This is a genomic window from Brachybacterium sp. p3-SID1565, assembly GCF_025143785.1.
GTDB classification, from domain to species: domain Bacteria; phylum Actinomycetota; class Actinomycetes; order Actinomycetales; family Dermabacteraceae; genus Brachybacterium; species Brachybacterium epidermidis.
The window spans coordinates 14,588-35,059 of record NZ_JAMBDS010000032.1 but is presented as its reverse complement, the minus strand read 5'-3'; the positions used below and the strand labels follow the sequence as shown (position 1 = coordinate 35,059).

Annotated in this window: 18 protein-coding genes, 1 tRNA gene and 2 pseudogenes; 8 read left to right on the top strand and 13 right to left on the bottom strand. The window is 70.1% G+C overall.

Annotated elements, in window-relative coordinates; translation table 11 throughout:
• Window positions 1-288: 288 nt before the first annotated feature.
• The 6 genes and pseudogenes from M4D54_RS08915 to M4D54_RS08890 all read right to left on the bottom strand — a co-directional run.
• A complete protein-coding gene (locus M4D54_RS08915; RefSeq protein WP_396121483.1) occupies window positions 289-885 on the bottom strand; it encodes an IS30 family transposase in 597 nt (198 codons plus the stop codon).
• Between the two features lie 9 nt (window positions 886-894).
• Window positions 895-1,149: a hypothetical protein gene (locus tag M4D54_RS08910; RefSeq protein ID WP_259891010.1), complete on the bottom strand. Its 255-nt coding sequence runs from the start codon at window positions 1,147-1,149 to the stop codon at window positions 895-897.
• Between the two features lie 51 nt (window positions 1,150-1,200).
• Window positions 1,201-1,308 (bottom strand): annotated as a pseudogene (locus M4D54_RS08905) (helix-turn-helix domain-containing protein); the annotation flags it as partial.
• A 224-nt stretch (window positions 1,309-1,532) separates the two neighbouring features.
• On the bottom strand, window positions 1,533-2,159 hold the full coding sequence (locus tag M4D54_RS08900) for a hypothetical protein (RefSeq protein WP_259805208.1): 627 nt from the start codon (window positions 2,157-2,159) through the stop codon (window positions 1,533-1,535).
• Between the two features lie 877 nt (window positions 2,160-3,036).
• Window positions 3,037-5,115, bottom strand: a complete 2,079-nt coding sequence (locus tag M4D54_RS08895) for an ATP-binding cassette domain-containing protein (protein ID WP_259891009.1) — start codon at window positions 5,113-5,115, stop codon at window positions 3,037-3,039.
• Window positions 5,116-5,160: 45 nt separating this feature from the next.
• A pseudogene (locus M4D54_RS08890) lies at window positions 5,161-5,316 on the bottom strand (carbohydrate ABC transporter permease); the annotation flags it as partial.
• Between the two features lie 152 nt (window positions 5,317-5,468).
• Between M4D54_RS08890 and M4D54_RS08885 the strand changes: the two are divergent.
• The 3 genes from M4D54_RS08885 (at window position 5,469) to M4D54_RS08875 (ending at window position 9,347) form a co-directional block, all read left to right on the top strand.
• On the top strand, window positions 5,469-6,758 hold the full coding sequence (locus tag M4D54_RS08885; protein WP_259891008.1) for an ROK family protein: 1,290 nt from the start codon (window positions 5,469-5,471) through the stop codon (window positions 6,756-6,758).
• 80 nt (window positions 6,759-6,838) lie between these two features.
• The gene (locus tag M4D54_RS08880) at window positions 6,839-7,945 is read left to right on the top strand and encodes a Gfo/Idh/MocA family protein (protein WP_259891007.1); all 1,107 of its coding nucleotides are present in this window, start codon (window positions 6,839-6,841) and stop codon (window positions 7,943-7,945) included.
• A gap of 124 nt (window positions 7,946-8,069) precedes the next feature.
• Entirely contained in the window at window positions 8,070-9,347 is a 1,278-nt protein-coding gene (locus M4D54_RS08875) for an ABC transporter substrate-binding protein (RefSeq protein WP_259891006.1), read from the top strand.
• Window positions 9,348-9,367: 20 nt separating this feature from the next.
• Here the strand turns inward: M4D54_RS08875 and M4D54_RS08870 are convergent, their stop codons facing one another.
• A complete protein-coding gene (locus M4D54_RS08870; protein WP_259891005.1) occupies window positions 9,368-9,823 on the bottom strand; it encodes a MarR family winged helix-turn-helix transcriptional regulator in 456 nt (151 codons plus the stop codon).
• Window positions 9,824-10,017: 194 nt separating this feature from the next.
• Here M4D54_RS08870 and M4D54_RS08865 point away from each other — a divergent pair, with 194 nt between their 5' ends.
• Entirely contained in the window at window positions 10,018-10,593 is a 576-nt protein-coding gene (locus M4D54_RS08865; protein ID WP_259891004.1) for a general stress protein, read from the top strand.
• 21 nt (window positions 10,594-10,614) lie between these two features.
• On the opposite strand, the gene M4D54_RS08860 is transcribed toward M4D54_RS08865, so the two are convergent.
• Window positions 10,615-11,370, bottom strand: coding sequence for a dienelactone hydrolase family protein (locus tag M4D54_RS08860; RefSeq protein WP_259891003.1), 756 nt, complete (start codon window positions 11,368-11,370; stop codon window positions 10,615-10,617).
• A gap of 149 nt (window positions 11,371-11,519) precedes the next feature.
• Between M4D54_RS08860 and M4D54_RS08855 the strand changes: the two genes are divergently transcribed.
• The gene (locus M4D54_RS08855; protein WP_259891002.1) at window positions 11,520-13,229 is read left to right on the top strand and encodes an AMP-binding protein; all 1,710 of its coding nucleotides are present in this window, start codon (window positions 11,520-11,522) and stop codon (window positions 13,227-13,229) included.
• 60 nt (window positions 13,230-13,289) lie between these two features.
• On the opposite strand, the gene M4D54_RS08850 is transcribed toward M4D54_RS08855, so the two are convergent.
• The 4 genes from M4D54_RS08850 to M4D54_RS08835 all read right to left on the bottom strand — a co-directional run bounded on the left by M4D54_RS08850 (window position 13,290) and on the right by M4D54_RS08835 (window position 16,673).
• On the bottom strand, window positions 13,290-14,501 hold the full coding sequence (locus tag M4D54_RS08850; RefSeq protein WP_259891001.1) for a calcium:proton antiporter: 1,212 nt from the start codon (window positions 14,499-14,501) through the stop codon (window positions 13,290-13,292).
• A gap of 187 nt (window positions 14,502-14,688) precedes the next feature.
• The gene (locus M4D54_RS08845; RefSeq protein ID WP_259891000.1) at window positions 14,689-14,973 is read right to left on the bottom strand and encodes a hypothetical protein; all 285 of its coding nucleotides are present in this window, start codon (window positions 14,971-14,973) and stop codon (window positions 14,689-14,691) included.
• A gap of 452 nt (window positions 14,974-15,425) precedes the next feature.
• The gene (locus M4D54_RS08840) at window positions 15,426-16,172 is read right to left on the bottom strand and encodes a hypothetical protein (protein WP_259890999.1); all 747 of its coding nucleotides are present in this window, start codon (window positions 16,170-16,172) and stop codon (window positions 15,426-15,428) included.
• A 428-nt stretch (window positions 16,173-16,600) separates the two neighbouring features.
• Window positions 16,601-16,673 (bottom strand) — tRNA-Arg (locus tag M4D54_RS08835).
• Between the two features lie 86 nt (window positions 16,674-16,759).
• Between M4D54_RS08835 and M4D54_RS08830 the strand changes: the two genes are divergently transcribed.
• Window positions 16,760-18,295, top strand: coding sequence for a nitrilase-related carbon-nitrogen hydrolase (locus M4D54_RS08830; protein WP_259890998.1), 1,536 nt, complete (start codon window positions 16,760-16,762; stop codon window positions 18,293-18,295).
• 9 nt (window positions 18,296-18,304) lie between these two features.
• Window positions 18,305-19,018, top strand: a complete 714-nt coding sequence (locus tag M4D54_RS08825; RefSeq protein WP_259890997.1) for a copper resistance CopC family protein — start codon at window positions 18,305-18,307, stop codon at window positions 19,016-19,018.
• Between the two features lie 133 nt (window positions 19,019-19,151).
• On the opposite strand, the gene M4D54_RS08820 is transcribed toward M4D54_RS08825, so the two are convergent.
• Window positions 19,152-19,379 (bottom strand): antitoxin, encoded by a 228-nt coding sequence (locus tag M4D54_RS08820; protein WP_259792535.1) that lies wholly within the window; start codon window positions 19,377-19,379, stop codon window positions 19,152-19,154.
• Window positions 19,380-19,542: 163 nt separating this feature from the next.
• On the opposite strand from M4D54_RS08820, the gene M4D54_RS08815 reads away from it, so the two are divergent.
• Window positions 19,543-20,433, top strand: coding sequence for a DeoR/GlpR family DNA-binding transcription regulator (locus M4D54_RS08815; RefSeq protein ID WP_259890995.1), 891 nt, complete (start codon window positions 19,543-19,545; stop codon window positions 20,431-20,433).
• Window positions 20,434-20,472 lie beyond the last annotated feature (39 nt).

Sequence of the window (20,472 nt, the reverse complement as noted above, 5' to 3'; positions counted from 1 at the left end):
GTGGGCTCGGATATGTGTATAAGAGACAGGCCGTGGCCACCTCGGCTGTGGAGCCGATTCACCGTACGTGCCAATCCAGGACGAAGCTGCCGGGACCGATGCGCGAGTTGGTGACGCCTCAACCAGATACCTCTGCCACCTTGAGAACCACCCCGCGTGACAGCTGCGGGGCCGTAGGCTTCCCCGTCCCACAGGGTCCGAAACGGCCGTTGCATGAAAGATCTGCGCCGTGGGGTATACCCAGTGCGACGGATGTGCGGCAAAGGTGCACTTTTGAGCCCGACGGTGTCAATGCGTCGAAGCAACATGGGGCTCGCCGGCTAGTAGCCGTTTGAAGGATTCGGTGGGGGTGAGGTAGCCCAGTCGGCGGCGGGGCCGGTTGTTGACCTCCTCGGCGATGGTGGTGGGGTAGGGCTGATGGTCCGGGATCACGGTGCCCTTGGGGAGGTACTCCCGGTAGAGCCGGTTGGTGTTCTCGTTGCTGGGCCGCTGCCAGGGCGAGTGGGGGTCGGTGAAGTAGACCGGCATCGATGTGGCCAGGGAGACCTTCGCGTGCTGGGCCATCTCGCTGCCCTGGTCCCACGCCAGTGACGCCTTCATCATCTGGGGCAGCGCGTTGAAGTACTCGATGATCGCGTCCGCGGTGGGCTCGGCGTGCTTGGAAGGCAGGGCCAGCAGGCCGGTGAACCCGCTCATCCGCTCCACCAGCGTCGCCGCGCACGAGGTTCCGTTCTTCCCGATGATCAGGTCGCCCTCCCAGTGTCCCGGCACCCGGCGGTCGGCGGCATCCTCCCCCCGTTCGCTCAGGGGCACCATCCCGATGATCGGACCGCCCCGGGACCGGCCTGTCGTGCGGGGCTTGCGTTTGGTGCGCTTGGACTGCAGGAAGATCCCTCACCGGGCGAGCTCACCGCGAGGGAGGGCGTAGATGTACTGGTAGATCGCCTCACCGGAGACGGTGCGACCCTGGACATCGGGAGAGTTCGCCATACGGCCAACAGTCGGGTCTGTCGCCTCCAGGCGCAAGCGGCCCGCGATCTCGTACGGCGTCCACGACGCGGCCAGATCCGCCTCCACCCTCGCCTGCAGCACCGGGTCCCGAGCGACCTTCCGCTGCTGCGCGCGAGCCCGCCGTCGCTGCGCGGCCACGTCCGCCCTCACGGCCTGGTAGCCGCGGGTATTCGTCGAGTTCCGGTAGAGTTCCCTGGAGATCACCGACGGGCAGCGCCCCAGGTGACGAGCGATCCTCCGCACGGACCAGCCCGCTTTCGACGCTGTGGAGATTTCCGACCTGTCACTGAACGTCAGCCCCGCTCGCGCCCCCCGTGCACCTTACCGATCAGACCCCCACCGACCGGGAGTGTTGCTTCGACGCTATGACACCACCGATCAATGTTGTAGGGGAAAGAGAAGGAGCCCACCACTGGCAGGCTCCTTCTGGTTTGATACATGAGGGCGGCTGGGGGCCCGCGACCCCCAGGGATCCCGCTTTTAGAGCGTTGAGCGAACCGTCCGTGCCGGAAACACCGTGATCACTCAGTGAATTCGCGAACCTCCTCAAGTGAACTCATTTCCGAGTCAACATCGACCCCGGGAAGCGATTCAAACTCTCCATCCGAGACCCCATAGATGCCTTCAATGGGATTCACCAAGTCGTATCTGCCTTCACCGAAGTCATTCAGAAGAAGGAGGACCTCAGGTGAGTCAACCTCTTCGATAAAGGTAGTGCTGTCTTCGATGTAAGTCACACCCTCGCTGGTTCCGCCTAGCTGTGAGACCTCTACAGAATCGCCTACCTCAGCGTCTCCCGAGATAACCTCGGAAACTCTAATGGTTGTCACCGTAGTCACAACTGCCATCGCTTCAAGATCCTCGTTAGAAACCTCCACTCCAGACTGCGGATTCTCCAGCCCCGCCCCAGAGTCATTAATCTCTGGATACTCGATCAGGTCGCGAGATGACTCCACCGTGCCTACAACGACTACGTCCGCTGCCTCGAGCGCGGCTTCGGTGCTTCCGTATTCCGGATAATCTGCTGAAAGGTGGACAACCGACTCACTCGCCGGATCCTCGGAACTCGGCTGACTGGCGCAGGAGGCTCCGAGCAGCGCTACCGCCGACGCGGCGCTGAGTGTAATAAGTGCGCGAGGAGTATGCATCAGTAGATCCTATTCACTTCAGACACGTCATACGGCTGGGGACTGATTACCATTGCTCGATTACGGCTGTGCTTCATCAATGAAGCCTTTGAGGTCTTGGGGTTGTCGGCCAGGCTAAGGGCATGGCCGAATTCGTGTGTAGAAGTACTGTCGATCCACTTAGACATGTTACTTCCCGAGGCCTCTCGGATTGTGCGGGCGTTCACTTGGATTTTGAAGGTGCGTGATCTATTCCGCGGGCCGTACGCGGTGTAGTAGCCGTACCAAGAATGGGGTACCGTGCAGCGGTCATGGTGTTCTGCGCAGCGCTGGACTTACCGAACGTGACAGCGGGCAGGGAGTTCCACCGGAAGCGCGCATTGTCAAACTTAGTGACGTACGATGAGTTGACCCCGACGTACTTTACGGAGTTCTTCGTCGAAGGCATTCCCCCCGCGAAATAGTCGGCATTTGCTGCCGTGGCGCCACCAGCCACAAATGCTAGCGCACACAACGTGGCGATAATTCTCGACAGGATTCGCTTACGTAAAGTGTTGGACGTTCGCTCCTATGTTTCCATGCTTCCCCCTAAGGTCTCGATGAGCGTAAAGTACCGCCGCTCCGTTGAACCCGTATGGACTGTGGCCAAACTGTGACAATCGAGTCCCCTGTGCCGCCGCACGCTGCACGCCGCGCTCCCGGTCGGACTGTCGCATGGGGTATACCCCAGCGCTACACCCCGGCCAGTTGATCCTACGGTTCCCATTAGGGTCCTGAACCCGCCTTCTGCGAGACATCTGTCTCGCTCGCCGAGCAGACCACCCCAGTGGCACAGCTCGGTCGCCCGCCAGCGACGCTGCTAGCACCGATGAACGGCGCCTCCCTGGGTGAGCCGGGGTCACCCCACCAGCATCTCCGCCACGAACGGCCACACCAGCAGCAGCACACCGATCCCGGCACCGAGCAGGTCCGGCCAGCGCAGGGGGCTGGGCAGGGCCCAGGTGCGGGTGGTGGCGGTTGCGAAGCCGCGGGCGTCCATGGCCAGTGCCTGCTGCTCCGCGCCCCGCAGCGCATCGACCAGCAGGGCGAGGGTGGCACCGGCCAGCACCCGAGGCGAGGCGGGGGAGCCCATGCCCCGCAGCACGCGCGTCTGGGTGATGATCTGCCACTGGCGGCCCAGGTGGCCGGCCCGCACCAGGCCCGCCACGGAGGCTGCGATGGGCCGGGCCGGCAGGCGCAGCCGTCCACCGAGCGCATCCCCCAGGGCCGTCGCGTCCACCGAGCCCAGCGCCAGCACCCCGGGGGCTACGAAGGCGGTGATGCGGGCGGCCTCCTTCGCGCCCAGCAGCCACGCCTCGGTGGACAGTGACGGTGCCTCGCCCAGGAACGCGGTGGTCCAGGCCAGTCCCGCTGCGGACAGCAGGACCGGCGCCAGGCGCAGCAGACCACCGCCCAGGGTGCGCATCGCCAGCGGTGCCAGCAGCACCGTCGGCACCAGGGCCAGCAGCCCGCCCTGCCAGGTGTCCACGGCGAAGGAGCCGATCGCGGCGAGGATCCCGATCAGACACAGCACCAGAGGGTTCAGGGCGTCGGCAGGGATCCAGCGGGTGCGGGGCACGGGACCGATCCGGCGATCCGGGGAGGGGTCGGAGCCGACCGGTGGGACCGGTGGCGCATCCCCGCCTGCTCCGTCTGCGAGGTCCAGGCGCGCATCGGTCCGCTGAATCAGCACGGGATCATGGGTGGCGACCAGGACGGCACGGCCCTCGGCGCGTGCCTGCTCCAGCAGCTCCAGTACCGCTCCGCGGCGCTGCGCGTCCAGACCCACGGTGGGCTCGTCCAGCACCAGCAGATCCGGCTGCTGGGCGAGGGCCGCGATGATCGCCAGGCGCCGCTGTTCGCCACCGGAGAGCGTGTACGGATTCGCCTCGGCCAGCTCCGCGAGCCCGGCCCGCGTGAGCAGCTGCTGGGCGAGTGCCTCGTCGGTGGCCCAGGGGGAGGCGGTGACCTCCTGCCTCACGGTGGGCGCCACGAAGGAGTGCTCCGGGTTCTGCGGCACCGAGGCGATCCTCTCCCGCGACGGCAGCGCCACCCGCCCCGCAGCCGGCTTCGCCACTCCCAGCACCACCTGCAGCAGGGTGGTCTTCCCGGCACCGCTCGGGCCGGTCAGGACAGTGATGGTGCCGGCCTGCAGCTCCAGATCCACCCCGCGCAGCAGGGGCTGCTCCAACCGTCGCCGCCGCCGAGACCCGGGCCGGTGCACGTCGACCCCGGCCAGGCTCGCGACCACCGGGCCCGGTCCATCAGCCGGCCGGCGATCGACCGTGCTGGTCTCCACCGCGATCCCGGCCTCGACCAGCAGGTGAGGACGTGCGGCCAGAAGATCGTCAGGGTCCCCGTCGGCCAGGACCGTGGCGCGTTCGCCGAGCACGATCAACCGGTCCACATGGGGCAGCCACGCCTCGATCCGGTGATCGGCCACCACCAGGGTGCGGCCCGCGGCGACCTCGAGCACCGCCTCGCGCACGGCCTCAGCCGTGGGACCGTCGAGCATGCTGGTCGGCTCGTCCAGCAGCAGCACGTCCGGCCCCAGCGCCAGGGCGCCGGCCAGGGCGATGCGCTGCTGCTGGCCGCCCGAGGTGGCCAGCGGCTCCCTGCTCGAGGGCACGTCCACGCGGGCGGCGTCGAGGGCCTCGACGGCGCGCTCGTGGATCTCCGGGCGGGGCAGGGCCGCGTTCTCCGGGCCGAAGGCGGCGTCCCGGCCCACCGTGGCGGCCACCAGGGCATGGGCGGGGTTCTGCAGCAGCAGACCGCGCTCACCCGGCCGCGAGGGCGGTGCGGCCTGCCCCTCGAGGTCACCGGCCTGCTCGTCGAGCAGACCGGCCAGGGCGCGCAGCACGGTGGACTTCCCACTGCCGCTGGCCCCGGCCAGCAGCACCTTCTGGCCCGCAGGGATCCCCAGGTCCAGGCCGTCCACGGTGCGGGGGGGGGGGGGGCGCGGGCCCCCCCCCCCCCCCGCCGATCACTTGATGGCGCCCTGGGTGAGGCCGGACATCACCCAGCGCTGCGCGAACAGGTACACGATGATCGCGGGCGCCATGGCCATCAGGTAGGAGGCGAAGGCCACGTTGTAGTTGTTGCTGAACTGGGTCTGGAACATGTTCTGCAGCACCGGGAAGCGGCGGGAGAGGGGCCGGCTCGAGCCGGTCGAGGATGACAACGACGTCTCTCCTTCGCAAAGGGGGTGCGCAGCGGGGGCTCCGGTGCGACGATGGACGTACAGGCAATATATTTAAGCCTTATCGAAAAGTATGGGGGAGGTGCCCAACGGTGTCAAAGGACCAAGGTCGCGGTGCCAGTTCCCCGCAGCTGATGCGCCGCGCCAACCGGCAGGCCCTGCTGCGCCTGGCCCTGCGGGGTGCCGCGTTCACCGCCGCCGATGCCATGGCCGCCACCGGCCTCACCCGCGCCACCGTGCTCGGGGTGTGCGCCGAGCTGGTGAGCGCGGGCTGGCTCGAGGAGGTCGACGGAGCGCCCGCCGGCGGGTCCGCGCAGCGCGGACGGCCCGCCCGGCGCTACGCCCTGCGATCCGCTGCCGCCGTGCTGGTGGGCGTCGACGCAGGGGAGCACACCCTCACTGCCCGGGTGGCCGATCTGTGCGGGCGCACCCTGGCGACCGTGCATCACCCGATCGACCAGGCCGAGCCTGATCCGTCGGCCGACCGCACCGCCATGGTGACTGCGCTGATCGACCGCGTGCTCGCGCGTGCCGGCGTGCCTGGCACGCCGCGCGTGCTCACCGTGGTCGGGGTCCCGGCCCCCGTGGACCAGCACGGACGCTCCCCGCACGACGACGACTTCTGGCAGCGGATGAACCCCGGGTTCGTCGACGCCCTGGGCACCGTGCCCCAGGACGGCAACCCCGGGGCCGGGCCCGGGTCTCCTACGCAGCGCGCCGCTGCGGGGGGCGCTGTGCTGGTGGAGAACGATGCGAACCTCGCCGCGATCGCCGAGCACGCCGGGGGCATCGGGCCGCACGTGGCGACCCTGCTGATGGGGGAGCGGTTCGGCGCCGGTCTGATCGTGGACGGGCGCCTGCTGCGCGGAGCTTCCGGGGGTGCGGGCGAGATGCGGTTCCTCGACGTGGCCCTCGACGACGAGCGGGGTGCCGACGGCGTGGCCGCGCTCGCGCGCCGCTGGTCCCTCGAGGCGCTCGCCGGGGACGGCGCGCTCGACGACGGTGCAGGGGTGGCCGCGCGCTCGGAGCTGGCTCGCATCAGCGCCGAGCGGATCACGGCGGTGGACGTGTTCGCCGCGGCCGACCGCGGGGACGAGCTCGCACGAGCCGTGATGGAGCGCATCGGCGACCGCCTGGCCCGGATCGCCGTGATCCTGGCGAGCCTGCTGGGGGTGGAGACGGTGGTGGTGGCCGGTGCCATCGCCGATGCCGTCGAGCCCGTGCTGGAACGCGCGCGCACCAGGATCCCGGCCCTCACCGGACCACCCCACCCGCGCCTGGTGGCCAGCATGCACGGCTCCGAGGTGGTGGTGCGCGGTGCGATCGAGCTGGCCCTGGCCCGCCTGCGTGAGGATCCGCTGGAATACCTCGACCAAGGATGAGGCCCACCTGGTGCGGAACCTTTGGAACGGACCCTAGGGTGGTGTCATCGCACGCGAGCACCCACCCCAGGAGCACCCCCATGACCGCGACCGACCGCACCGCCGACACCCCGAAGCTGCGCGCGGGGGTGATCGGACTGGGCTGGGCCGGGCGGCAGCACATCGATGCCTACGCCACCGACCCGACGGTGGACCTGGTGGCGATCTCCGGCAAGGAGCAGCACCTGCTGGACCAGCTGGGTGACCAGCACGGCATCGAGGGCCGGTACCCGGACTACACCACCATGCTCGCCGAGGCCCACCTGGACGTGGTCTCCATCGCCACCCCCACCTTCCTGCACGCCCCGATGACCGTGCAGGCCCTCGAGGCCGGCCTGCACGTGCTGTGCGAGAAGCCGATGGCTGAGACCGGTCAGGCGGCCGCCACCATGGTCGAGACAGCCCGCCGCACCGGGAAGGTGCTGGACATCGCCTTCAACCACCGCCAGCGCGGTGACGTCACCGCCCTGCGCGAGGTGGTCGAGTCCGGAGTGCTGGGGGGGATCTACTACGCCAAGACGGGCTGGCTGCGCCGCAAGGGCATCCCCGGCATGGGCACCTGGTTCACCAGCGCCGCCAGTGCCGGTGGTGGAGCGCTGATGGACATCGGCGTGCACATGCTGGACATGTCGCTGCACCTGATGGGGGAGCCGAAGGTCACGGCGGTCTCAGCCGCCACCCATGCCCAGTTCGGTCCGCGCGGACGGGGCGGCAGCTCCTTCCAGACCTCCTCCGCGGTGGAGGACGTCCCCTTCGAGGTGGAGGACCTGGCCTCGGCGTTCCTGCGGATGGAGGGCGGCGGCACCCTGCTGCTGGAGACCAGCTGGGCGCAGTGGATCCCCTACGACCAGGTGTACGTCACCCTCTACGGCTCCGAGGGCGGGGCCAGCGTGGAGTGGGGCGGTGACCCCCGCCACCCCTATCAGCGTCTGAACGTATGGACCGAGGTCCAGGGGCTGCCCGCCGAACTGCGACCGGAAGTGGGCGAGCACGGCAAGCATGCCGCGGCGGTCGCGAACTTCCTGGAGAAGGTGCGCACGGGCGAGCCCGGCCAGCACGTCGGCGTGGAGGCTCTGCGCCGCGCACGCATCCTCGATGCCTGCTACGCCTCCGCGAAGCAGCGCAGCGAGGTCGCGCTCGAGCTCTGAGAGCTCAGCGCGCGACGTGCCCTCGTGCGGGAGGGCCCGCCGGGGCGCCTCGATGCGCCCATGTGCGCGACATTCACGCCAGCCCGCTGCCCACCCTCGCGCGGTCCGAAGGAGATCGGTTCAGTTGATCCAGCGCAGGCACCTGCTCGCCCTCCCCGCGCTCATCTCAGTCGGCACGATGGCTGCCTGCGGTGACGACAGCACGGGCAGCGGCACCGCGGCCCAGAGCTCCGTCGAGGTCTTCACCTGGTGGGCGCAGGGATCCGGGAAGGCCGGGCTCGACGCCCTGGTGGAGGTGTTCGCGACCCAGCACCCGGACGTCGAGTTCGTCAACGGCGCGGTGGCCGGCGGCGCCGGCTCCGCCGCCAAGGACCTGCTGCAGTCCCGACTTCGAGCCGGCGACCCGCCGGACACCTTCCAGGCCCACGCCGGCGCCGAGCTCAACGACTACATCGAGGCGGGCCAGATCCAGGACGTCTCGGCGCTCCTGGACGAGTTCGGGCTGCGCGATGCCATCCCCCAGAAGCTGCTGGCGCGCCTGAGCGTGGATCAAGCGATCTACTCGATCCCCTCGAACATCCATCGGTCCAACATGGTGTGGGGCTCCGCCACGGTGCTGAACGACGCCGGGATCGACACCTCCAGCCCGCCGGCCTCACTGGACGAGTTCCTCGAGCAGCTCCAGAGGCTCCAGGGCGCCGGCGTCACGCCGCTGTCGGTGGGGACGACCTGGACCCAGGTGCACCTGCTCGAGGCGGTGCTGATGGCCCAGCTGGGCGCCGATGCCTACAACGGCCTCTTCGACGGAGCCACCGCCTGGGACGGTGCCGAGGTGACCGCCGCACTGGAGAGGTTCGAGGCCATGATCGGTCACACCAACGCCGACCGCGACGACCTCGACTGGCCGGGAGCCACCCAACAGGTCATCGACGGCGCGGCCGGGTACAACGTGATGGGCGACTGGGCCATCGCCGCGTTCGAACAGGCGCAGCTGGCCTTGGGCGAGGATTTCGTGGCCTTCGAGCTGCCGGGCAGGGAGAAGGTGTTCGGCTTCCTGGCGGACTCGTTCACCCTGCCGGAGGGCGCATCCCACCCCGACGGGGCCAGGGCGTGGCTGGAGACCGTCTCCTCCGTCGACGGGCAGCTCGCGCTCAGTCTCGCCAAGGGGGCCATCCCGGCGCGCACCGACGTGGACACCGCCGAGTTCAGCGAGTACATGCAGAACGCCCTGACCTCCTTCGCGCAGGATGCCATCTGCTCCTCGATCGCCCACGGCGCCGCCACCTCGGTGGCGTGGCTGACCGCGATCAGCGAGGCGACCAGCCAGTTCACCACCAGTGCCTCGGATCTGGCGGGCTACCAGAGGGCGCTCGCGGATGCTGCGGGGTCCGGCCGGGGCTGAGCAGTCGGCCGGGTCCGGCCTCAGAGGCGGTGCTCGACGTCCTGGACGAGGGCGCCCTCGAGGTCCCCGGCGAACCGGGCGAGGTCATGGCTGAAGCGGCGAAGGTCCTCCTCGGTCCAGTCCTGCAGCGCATCGCAGAGGATCGCCGAGGCACGGTCCGCGTAGGCGGCCAGCACATCGCGCCCGGCCGGCGTGAGGTCCACGATCGCGGCCCGGCGATCGGCCGGATCGGGCCTGCGCTCCACGAAGCCGCGCTCCACCAGGCTCTTGATCTGCATCGTCATCGTGGACTTGTCCACGTTCTGCCAGGCGGCCAGCCCGCTCATGCGCTGCGGCCCGGCGGTGTCCAGGTGGCCCAGCAGATGGGTCTCGTTGGGGGAGAGCGTGGTGCCGGTGCGCCGGTGCAGCCAGCGCTGGGTCCACCGCTGGATCTCCGCCACGGTGCGACGCAGTTCACGTGCGACAGATGCTCGCACCGCCTCACCCCACGTTCTCGTGCCTGGATCGACGATTGCAGCCGCCCGGGTGCATCCCATCGTTCGTTCCTCCCGATACCGAACGTTGATTGCTCACCTTGACATGCCTGAAGATTAGTTTATACGATCAAACTATCATTGTGTGACGCTCCGCGGCGACTCCTGCCGCCCCCGTCATCACCGAAGGAGACCTCATGACCCAGGCCCAGAACCAGACCCCGCAGCCCCACGGTCGGCACAGCGCCGGCCAACCCTCAGGCGCTCAGCCCCTGGACCGCGACCATGTGCAGCAGGCCCAGGCCGCCAACACCGGCGATGCCTGCTTCGCCGCCACCCCGCCGATGACCACGATCGCCGAATTCTCCGACTACAGCGACGCCCAGGCCGCCGTCGACCTGCTCTCCGACTCCGGCTTCGAGGTGGGCGCCACGCGCATCGTCGGCCACGACCTCAAGAGCGTGGAGATCGTGCGCGGCCGCATGAACTACGGCAAGGCCGCCCTGTTCGGTGCCGGCTCCGGCGCCTGGTTCGGTCTGCTGATCGGCCTGCTGATGGCGATCTTCGTGCCGATCGGCTTCCTGGGCACCGTGCTGGGCGCAGTCGTCTTCGGCGCCGTCTGGGGTGCGATCTTCGGTCTGATCGCCTTCGCGGCGCAGGGCCAGGACCGCAACTTCCACTCGCAGTCCACCATAAAGGCGAGCTCCTACACGGTCGAGGTCCCCTTCGACCGCGCCCGCGCCGCCCTGGACATCCTCAACAAGGGTCGCTGATCCGGCAAACCGGCCCAGCGCTCAGCTGACAGGCAGTTCCTCACCGAGGAACTGCCTCGTCTGCATCCAGGCCCGCTGCGCCGCCTCGGCGTGGTGCAGGGCGGGGTGGGGGTTGTCGAAGGCGTGCCCGGCGCCCTCGTGCAGCTCGAACCGCACCTGCTGCCGGGTGCCGCCGGCGGTGACGGCCTCGCGGATCTGCCCTACCTGCTCCATCGGGATGAAGGCATCGTCCGTGCCGAACAGGTGCAGGGAGGGCATGTCCACGGAGGCGGCCCGGTCCAGCAGCGTGGGCAGGGCGGAGCCGTAGTAGCTCACCAGCACCGCGGGTGCGCGGCCCTGCTCGCGCGCCGTGGCAGCGGCGGCGAAGGCGAGCCCGCCTCCGTAGCAGAAGCCCATGATCCCCACGTGTGCGGCATCGACCGCCTCGTGCCCGCGCAGCGCCTCGAGCGCCGCGACGGCATCGGCCTCCGCTCGCTCCCAGGGCAGCGCCTGGGTGAGTGCGATGCCCTCCCCGAGCCACGCCTCGACGTCCTCGCCGTCGGGCAGGCCCACCACCGGCGGGTCCAGACGGGCGAACAGCTGCGGGGCCAGCACCGCGTAGCCCAGCTCGGCCAGCTGCGCGCAGCGCTCCTGGATGTAATCGCTGAGCCCGAAGATCTCCTGCAGCACCACCAGACCGGGAACCGGTCGGTCGGCCCGAGCCCCGTTCGGGGGCAGCCACAGCAGGCCGGGCAGGTCACCGTCGTCGGTGGGGATCGGAAGCGTCGTCGCAGTCACGCCGCGAGCGTATCGCCAGGGCCGGGCGTGGGGCATACCCTTGGTTGGGCTGGCAGGACGGGCACCGGTGCCCGTGCCGTCGGCCCTGCGCCGTCAGCCGTCCGCGGCCGATGGACCCCGCTGCGTCCCATCCCCGTCCAGGAGCCGCCATGACCACTCTCGAGGAGCGCTGGAGCGCCGCCTATGCCGACGGGGTGCCCCGCCACGGCCTGGACTACCCCGAGGGTTCCCTGGTCGACGAGTTCGATCTGGCTACCCGCACCTGGGCCCAGAAGCCGGCCCTGGACTTCTTCGGCCGCCGCACCAGCTACCGTGAGCTCGCCCAGCAGGTCGAGGCCGTCGCCGGCGCGCTGCACACCCTCGGTGTGGGCCCGGGCTCCACCGTGGCGCTGCTGATGCCCACCTGCCCCCAGCACGTGGTCGCCTTCTACGCCGTGCTGGCCTGCGGCGGCACCGTGGTCGAGCACAACCCGCTGTACCCCGCCGTCGAGCTGGCCCCTATGTTCGCCGACCACCGGGCCGAGGTGGCGATCGTGTGGGACGCCGCCGCCGGCACCGTCCAGTCCCTCCCGCAGGAGGTTCGGCCCCGGGCGATCGTCGCCGTGAACCTGATCGAGCAGATGACGCCGGCCAAGCGGCTGCTGCTGAGCCTGCCGGTGAAGAAGGCCCGCGCTTCCCGCGATCAGCTCGCCAAGCCTGCACCCGAGGGCACCATCCCCTTCGGGGACCTGTTGCGCAGCAAGGCCCGCGCGCTTCGGGAGAACCGGCCCGGCCCCGAGGACGTGGCGCTGCTGCTGTACACCTCCGGCACCACGGGTGCACCCAAGGGCGTGCAGCTCAGCCACCGCAACCTGCTGGCCACCACCACGCAGTCCCGCACCTGGGTGACACCGCTGGTGCCCGGTCAGGAGGTGTTCATGGCCTGCCTGCCGCTGTTCCACGTGTTCGGCTGCTCGCTGTCCATGAACGCGGGGCTGACGGTGGGGGCGATGATCCACCTGATACCCAAGCCGGAGACGGGCCTGATCCTGGACGCGATCCGGCGCCGCACCCCCACCACCATGATCGCCGTGCCGCCCCTGTTCGAGCGACTGGTCGCCGGCGCGAAGGAGCGCGGCATGTCGCTGCAGGGCATCCGCACCGGGATCGCGGGGGCGATGCCCCTGCGCCCGGACCTGGTGGACGCCTGGGAGGAGGCCACCGGGGGGCTGCTGATCGAGGGCTACGGCCTGACCGAGTGCTCCCCGATCGTGGCCGGCAACCCGGTGGATGCCTCCCGCACCCCCGGCTCGATCGGCGTGCCCTTCCCCGACACGCACGTGCGCCTGGCCGACCCGGAGGACCTGGACCGCGACGTTCAGATCGGTGAGGCCGGGGAGATCCTGGTGAAGGGCCCCCAGGTGTTCTCCGGGTACCGCAACCGGCCCGAGGAGACCGCGGCCGCGTTCCACGACGGCTGGTTCCGCACCGGCGACATCGCGGTGGCGAGCGAGAACGGGTTCCTGAGCATCGTGGACCGCCTCAAGGAGATGGTGATCACCGGCGGGTTCAACGTGTACCCCTCGGAGGTGGAGGATGCGATCCGCGGCCACGAGGGCATCGACGACATCGCCGTGGTGGGCATGGTCGACGAGCTGGGCACTGAGGAGGTGGTCGCTGCGATCGTCACGCCCGATGGGCTGCTGCCGGACGTGGAGGCGCTGCGCCGCCGGCTCAAGGAGCGGCTCACCGCGTACAAGGTGCCGCGCCGCTTCCACGTGCTGTCCGAGCTGCCCCGCAACGAAATGGGCAAGGTGCTGCGCCGCGAGGTGCGCGCGACGCTCGAGGAGCTGGACCGGCGCCGCCACCGCGAGGACTGAGCAGCCCGGCGAGTTCGGGTTCCGCTGAGCCGCGCCCTCAGCTGAACAGCGCCGGTGCCTTCAGCTGAACAGCACCAGCACGTACAGTCCGAACACCATCAGGTGCGCGGCGCCGTGCATCGCGGTGACCCGCGGGGAGGTCGCCGTGACCGCAGTGAGCGCGAGGGTGATGCCCAGCAGCAGCAGGTTCGCCGCTGATTCGGCCAGCACCACCTGCTGGCCGGTGAGCAGGCCGATCACCAGCACGGTGGGGATCGTGAGGCCGACGGTGGAGACCAGTGCCCCGTGGCACAGGTTCACCACGCGCTGCGTCTCCCCGCCCAGGGCCGCGCGCACCGCGGTGATCGACTCCGGCGTGAACACGATCATTGCGATCAGCACCCCGGCCAGTGCCGCCGGTGCGCCGAGTCGGCCCAGGCCGTCGTCCAGCAGGGCGGCCAAGTCGTGGGACAGCAGCACGATCGGCAGCACCGTCACGATCAGCAGCGCGGTGCGCGCCAGCAGCTCGCTGCGGTGCGCGGTGATGACCGCGCCGATCGCGGGGCGCTGCTCGATGCTCGCGGTCTGCTGCTCGGTGCTCGCGGTCCGCTGTCCGGTGCTCGCGGTCCGCTGCCCGATGATCGCGCCGATGTCGGTCCCCGCGGGCGCGGCGACCTCCTGGAAGTCGGCGGCCTGCGCACCTGTCTGCCGCCACAGGAAGAACCCGTACAAGCCCACCGTCATCACCGCCACCGTCACCGCCTGGACGGAGGAGTAGGAGCCTGCGGTCCCGATCGCGGCCGGCAGCGCGAAGGCCGTGGTGCACAGCACCACCAACAGTGTGGTGTAGGCAAGGGCTCCGGTGCGGTTGGCCCGCAGGTCGCCGTGGCGGATCCCGCCCAGCAGCAGGCACACCCCCACGATCAGGTTCAGGATGATCATCGACACCGCCATCACCGAGTCCCGGGCGATGGTGGTGTGGTCACCGGGGCCCAGCATCACCGCGGCGATCAGCACCACCTCGATGGTGACGATCGACAGGGTCAGGATCAGCGTCCCGTACGGATCGCCCAGGCGGCGGGCGAGAGCTTCGGCCTCGTGGACCACCCCGAAGGAGCACAGCAGGATCACCGCGATGATCACGGCCAGCACGATGAGGAGCACGGGGCCGGCCACGGGTGGGGCGAGCAGGGGGCCGGCCGCGGCGAGGGCACCCACGGCACCCCAGCCGATCACCAGGCGGGCGATGGCCACAGGCGTGAGGACGCGACCGAAAGGGAAGGGCGACGGCATGCGGAGTGGGTCCTGTTCCGCGAGGCCGTCCTCGCTCGGGCTGGCCAGCCGGGTCGTCCCGGCCGGAGCGCCTGCTCAGCGGCGCCCCCTCACCGTAGACGATCCGTGGGGCGGGGGCATCCCTCGGTGAGGGATCTGACCAGGGTGAGCCGCTGCCCGCGGTGCGGTGCGCCCGGGGCCGTCCCTCTCAGATGTGGTCCTGGTCGTCGTCGCGAGGCCGGGTGTGCGGCTGCTCCTCCTCGCGCAGCTGCTCCTCGCGCACGGCGTCCTCGATGCGCTCGTCCTCGCCGCCGTCGCCGCGGCGCAGGCCGATGGCGGCCCCGAGGGCCAGGCCCAGGATCACACCCAGTACGAAGCCCACGATCAGACTGTCGAACCAGATCATCCCGACGGAGATCCCCAGGACCAGGCCGATGGGCAGTCCGAAGGGCAGCCAGGTGGCGTCGAAGGAGCGACGCGTGTTCGCGGCCATGGGTTCTCCGTTCGTGGACAGGACCGCAGGGGAGTGCGGCGGCCCGTCCACGCTATCCCCTCTCGGTGGCCCCGGTGGTGAGATGGAGGTGCGCCTGGCCCTGCTGGGCGTCGTCGAGGTTTCCACGGGGCGGCATCATCGTGACTCCGTTGTCTCGCACAGTGCCGCGAACTGCCGACGGTGCCCCCGGCAGGATTCGAACCTGCGACACCCGCTTTAGGAGAGCGTTCCGGGGGCTTTAGCTACCTGCAGCAAATCTGAACGCAATGCTCAGGAGAGTTGTGGGTGTTGGTCGACGTTGTGCAGTGCTACCGGTTCTCGGAGCTGCTGCGTACCCACTGCGTACCCCGTCACTCGCCTTTCGCCCGCTTCCGCCGCCGCTTCCGTGACGGTAGGAACAGGCCAGCGATGATGTCGACCACGATGTCGATGACGATGCTCATGCTGTGATGTTAGGGGGTCGTCGGACGAGGGTCGGAGGCGAGGACTTGCCTGACACGGCTCGAGCCGGCGGCAAGAGAGCGGAGGTCAGGATCGATGAGGCCCAGGACCGCGTAGGCGTCCGTGAGCCGGGCCGGGACGTTTACCTCGAGCAGGGGCTCCATGTGGGCGACACGGTTACGGAGCAGGTGAAGGCGGCTGACCCGGTCGGCCAGGACCAGGCCGTCGGGGTCGGCCTGGGTGTCCAGGTGGGGGAAGCCGTTGATTAGCGCTTGTTCCCAAAGGACTCTCTTGGCTCCGTACTTCGCGGAGTTGGTGTTCGCGATTGGCAGTAGTGCGGTTAGCGTCCCAAACGTCATCTGCGCGAGGAGATCGTCGTGGGTGAGGGCTGCGTGTCTCCTCGGGTGGGACGATGACCTGGAGGCTCTGGCATTCTCGGCGTTCCGCTGCAACTTGCCTACGGTGTTAGCGTTGATGAGCGTGCTCAGTGGGCTAGGTCGGCCTGTGATGAGCCACTCCGGCGAGTGCGCTCCGCTCTGTGCTGGCACCCACTGTCGGAGCTGCGCGTCGAGGGCGTTGCGTAGCCCGATCTCGACCAGTGCTAGCACCTCTTGGAAGGCGGCGGCGAGGCGGAGGTTCCACAGGTACAGGTCGATGGCCTTGCGCGGGTCGCCCTGGACGGCTGCGGTGTAGGTGAGGAGTCGCGCCGGGTGAAGGCATGCGGCGATGGCGGGGGCGGTCGTCGCCTTGGGAGCCATCGTGCTCGCTTCCGTTGAAGGTAGTGGAGTCTGTTTGCATGTGCCAGCTCGTGCTACTGTAGTGGGCAATACGAGGACAAGGTCCCTCGTCATACATGGAGATCCCCCCGGTGCCCTCGAGGTGCCGGGGGTTCTTCGTTTGCTGGTCCGGTGCCAGTGCCTCGGGACGCGTCCGGTCCCTGGTTTACCCCTGAACGGGGGAGGACCTTGCACCTGCCCGCCCGGGGGCCGCTCAGTACATAATCCGGGCCGGGTTGCCGTCGACACGTCGGAAGCCGAGCCGATTCACAGAGTCGGTGACGTGGGGTGCGTCGCTTGCGCGATCGTCCGGGATGTACGCGATCAGCTCAGCGAGCTTCAGGTCGTAGGCGGAGATGAACCGGTCGCCGTCTCGGCCCCGTTCAGGTGCGGGGAACGATGCGCGAAAGTGCCCCCGGCAGGATTCGAACCTGCGACACCCGCTTTAGGAGAGCGGTGCTCTATCCCCTGAGCTACGGAGGCGGGGCGGCGGGTCCATCCGGTCGGGACCGCCATCGGCCCTGCGCGAGGGCCTGGGACATCGTAACGCCCCGTGGGAGGATTGCCCCATGGCGAGCGATGACGACCACATCACCGGCCCGACGGTGGCGATCGTGCTGGCCGGAGGCGGCTCCACCCGCATGGGCGGGGTGGACAAGACCCGTCTGCCGGTGGCCGGGGTCGCGGCCCTGGAACGCGTGCTGCGCTCCGCCCCTGCGGATCACCTGATCGTCGTCGGCCCCGAGCAGGACGACGCCGCCGGGCTGCACGAGCGTCACGGAGCCCGCTTCGTACGGGAAGATCCTCCCGGCTCCGGGCCCCTCGCGGCGCTGGCCAGGGGAGTGGAGGAGGCCCAGCGCCTCCTCGCTGAGAACGCGCCGTCCAGCGCTGACCGTGAGCAGCTCCGTACCGCGCACGAGCGGCCCGTCGAGGAGCACGCGCCCGCCGCAGCTGGCGCCCGCATCCTGCTCCTCGGCGGGGACATGCCGCTGCTGCGCACCGAGACCCTCGAGTCCCTGCGTGACCGCGATCCCTCCGGCACCCGCGTGGTGGCACTGGAGGCCGATGGTCGCACTCAGTTCCTCTGCGCCGCCTGGCCGCTCGCCCGGCTGCGGGCCGCCCTCGATGCCGTGGCCGGCCCGGGCGGTGACTGGGCGGACCTCAGCCTGCGCCGCCTCTATGCGGATCTGGGGCCTGATGAACTGGTCGCCCGTCCCGCCGTCGGAATGGAGGGAGCGGACATGGACACCCCCGAGGACCTCGACCAGGTGCGCCGCAGTGCCGGGCCCCGCATCGCGGTGGCCCAGGTGCGCATCAGCGAGGACGTCGAGGAGAACCTGCAGAGCCTGCGCCGCGCCGTCGCCGAGGCGACCATGCGCGGGGCCCGGGTGCTGCTGCTGCCCGAGGCCACCCTCACTCCTTTCGGCACCGACCTGCGCGAGGCAGCCGAGCAGCACCATCCCCGCTTCGAGGCCCTCGTCGAGCAGCTCGCCGCGCAGCACGACCTGGTGATCGTGGCAGGCACCTTCACCCCTGCTGACGGGGACCGCGTGCACAACACCGTCATCGCACGCGGGCCCGGCGTGCGCGCCGACTACCGCAAGATCCACCTGTTCGACGCCTACGGCGCGCGAGAGTCCCAGACCGTCGCCCCCGGCAGCGAGCTGGTCACCATCGAGGTGGACGGCACCCCCCTGGGCATCGCCACCTGCTACGACGTGCGCTTCCCCGAGCAGTTCACGGCCCTGGCCCGCCGCGGCGCACAGGCCATCCTGCTGCCGATCGCCTGGGCCGAGGGGCCCGCCAAGAGCGAGCAACTGAGGCTGCTGCTGCGCGCCCGGGCGCTGGACTCCACCTGCGCGATCCTCGCCGCCGACCAGGCTCCCGACCCGCACTACCGGGGACGCGCGCCGCGCGGCATCGGCGAGAGCGCCGTGATCTCCCCCCTCGGGCAGGTGCGCGCCGAACTGGGCCGCGAGGAAGGCATGCTGGTGGTGGATCTGGACCTGGCTGAGATCGCGCAGGCGCGGCTGGCGCTGCCCGTCCTCGAGCACGGCCGCGCCGCCGCGGCGGCATTGAAGGAGCCGCCCAGCCCGTCGGCGTAGCCTGGCCGGGTGCGCACCTCCACCCTCTCCCGCCCCGCCCCGCCGACCGCCGCCGCGCCTCGCGCGCTGTTTGCCCTGCTCGCCGCCATGACGATGGCGGCGGTGATGCTGCTGGGGCCCGTGCCCGCCCACGCGCACGACACGCTGATCTCCTCGGACCCGGCCGACGGCGCGACCCTGGAGGCATCCCCTGAGCAGATCACCCTCACCTACTCCGCGGACGTGCTCGAGGTGAGCCCCGTGGTCCAGATCAGCCCGGGTGGCGACGGGGAGCCCATCGTGCTCGAACCCGTGATCGACGGCCCCACCGTGACAGCGCAGATCACCGAGCCCCTTCCCGCCGGGACCCACACCGCCCAGTGGCGCGTGGTCTCCTCCGACGGCCACCCCATCGAGGGCTCCATCACCTTCACCGTCGAGGGTGAGCCGGGTGCCAGTGGCGCAGGCTCAGGCGAGGAGGACCCCGCGCAGACAGACGGTGAGAGCGACGAGGGCGAGGCCGGTGCGATGGAGTCCGAGGACGCCCAGCAGGCCGAGGACGCCCAGCAGGCGGAGGACACCGACGCCCAGGACGGCGCCGATGCAGAAACCGCCGGGAGCGACACCGCCGACGGCACCACCCAGGAGCAGGGGACCTCGACCACGCCGCTGCTGCTCGGCGTGATCGCCGTGGCTGTGCTGGGCGTGGCCCTCGCCTCCTTCTTCGCCCTGCGCCGCCGCTGAGGGAGGGGCGCCCCCGAGCACGCCGGGGCCGCAAGCCGGCTGGCCGGTGACACCGCGCAGCTGCCCGCACGGGACAGAACGACGCCCCCGGCACCGCTCGGTACCGGGGGCGTCGTGGTCCGTTCTCAGACGGTCACTTCTGCTGCTGGTCCTTGTCGGCCGCGGCGTCGTCCGCGCCGCCGCCGAGGCGGTCGCGCGCCGCGTCGGAGCCCTTCTCGACGTGCTGGTCGTACTGGTCCGGGGTGCGGTCGGTGACGTGCTTGGTGCCCTGCTCGAAAGCCTGGTCGACCTTGTCCGGGTTCTTCTCCGCGTGATCCTTGGCCTTGTCGAAAGCATTGTTCAGCGAATCGCCGATGCCCATGGCGTTCTCCTCTCGCGTCGGTCGCCGTCCCCGACCGGGGCGGCACCGCCACCGTAGATCCGGGATCGTGTCCCCCACCACTGAGACCGCGGATTCGAACCGAAACTGAACGATCCCGCCCGATCGGGCCCGAGATCGGCGCATCTCGCGCAATACTGACTGCGTGAACGTGAGCGCGCCCGGTCCCCGCCCCCTGCCCGGATCTTCGGGGTCCGCTGCGTCTGCCGCGTCCCCGTCCAGCGCGTCGGCCTCTGCCACCACGGCCCGGGACAAGTCGGCCCGCTGGGACCACGTGCTGACGCTGCTGTCCCAGGCCAAGCGATTGAGCGTCGGTGAGGTCGCCGCCGAGCTGGGGATCAGCGAGTCCACGGTGCGGCGCGACTTCGTGGAGATGGAGCGTGCCCAGCTGGCCCGCCGCACCCACGGCGGGATCGTCGCGGTGGACGTCGCCTACTCGCTGGCCACCGCCCCGCGCAGCTCCGACCAGGCTGCCGCCGAAAGGGAGCTCGTGGCCACGCACGCCGCCTCCCTGGTCGTGCCCGGCCAGATCATCGGGTTCAACGGCGGTCGCACCACCACCTCCACCGCCCGCCGTGCCGTGGCGCGGCCCGACATCGACTCGCGCGACGGCCGCCCGGGCCTGACCGTGGTGTGCGCCGCGCTGAACATCGCCACCGAGACCGTGCTGCGACCGGCCGTGCGCACCGTGGTGCTGGGTGGCGTGGCCGAGCCCTACTCCTTCGAGCTCACCGGCCCCCTGGCCACCGCCACCATGCGGGACCTCTGGCTGGACACCATGTTCGTGGGCACCGTCGGCCTCGACGTCCACGCCGGCCTGACCTGCAACTCCGATGCGGAAGCGGGGGTCACGCGGATCATGATCGGCCACTCCCGCCGCGTGGTGGGCCTGGCCACGGCCGAGAAGATCGGGCACCGTGCGCTCGCCGGCATCTGTCCCATCTCCGCACTCACCGACCTGGTGATCGCCGGGCCCGTCACCCCGGAGCTGCGCGAGCACCTCGAGGAGTCCTCAGTGCGCCTGCACGAGGTGTGAACACGGCACTCGCGCCGAGCGCGACCCCGCTGTGAGGCA

What these genes read in the sequence shown, in the direction of transcription:
- M4D54_RS08865 (WP_259891004.1), top strand. Translation starts at nt 10,018, where the DNA reads ATGACCCAGGCCCAGAACCAGACCCCGCAGCCCCACGGTCGGCACAGC.
- M4D54_RS08845 (WP_259891000.1), bottom strand. Translation starts at nt 14,973, where the DNA reads ATGGCCGCGAACACGCGTCGCTCCTTCGACGCCACCTGGCTGCCCTTC.
- M4D54_RS08830 (WP_259890998.1), top strand. Translation starts at nt 16,760, where the DNA reads ATGGCGAGCGATGACGACCACATCACCGGCCCGACGGTGGCGATCGTG.
- M4D54_RS08855 (WP_259891002.1), top strand. Translation starts at nt 11,520, where the DNA reads ATGACCACTCTCGAGGAGCGCTGGAGCGCCGCCTATGCCGACGGGGTG.
- M4D54_RS08840 (WP_259890999.1), bottom strand. Translation starts at nt 16,172, where the DNA reads ATGGCTCCCAAGGCGACGACCGCCCCCGCCATCGCCGCATGCCTTCAC.
- M4D54_RS08850 (WP_259891001.1), bottom strand. Translation starts at nt 14,501, where the DNA reads ATGCCGTCGCCCTTCCCTTTCGGTCGCGTCCTCACGCCTGTGGCCATC.
- M4D54_RS08820 (WP_259792535.1), bottom strand. Translation starts at nt 19,379, where the DNA reads ATGGGCATCGGCGATTCGCTGAACAATGCTTTCGACAAGGCCAAGGAT.
- M4D54_RS08900 (WP_259805208.1), bottom strand. Translation starts at nt 2,159, where the DNA reads ATGCATACTCCTCGCGCACTTATTACACTCAGCGCCGCGTCGGCGGTA.
- M4D54_RS08880 (WP_259891007.1), top strand. Translation starts at nt 6,839, where the DNA reads ATGACCGCGACCGACCGCACCGCCGACACCCCGAAGCTGCGCGCGGGG.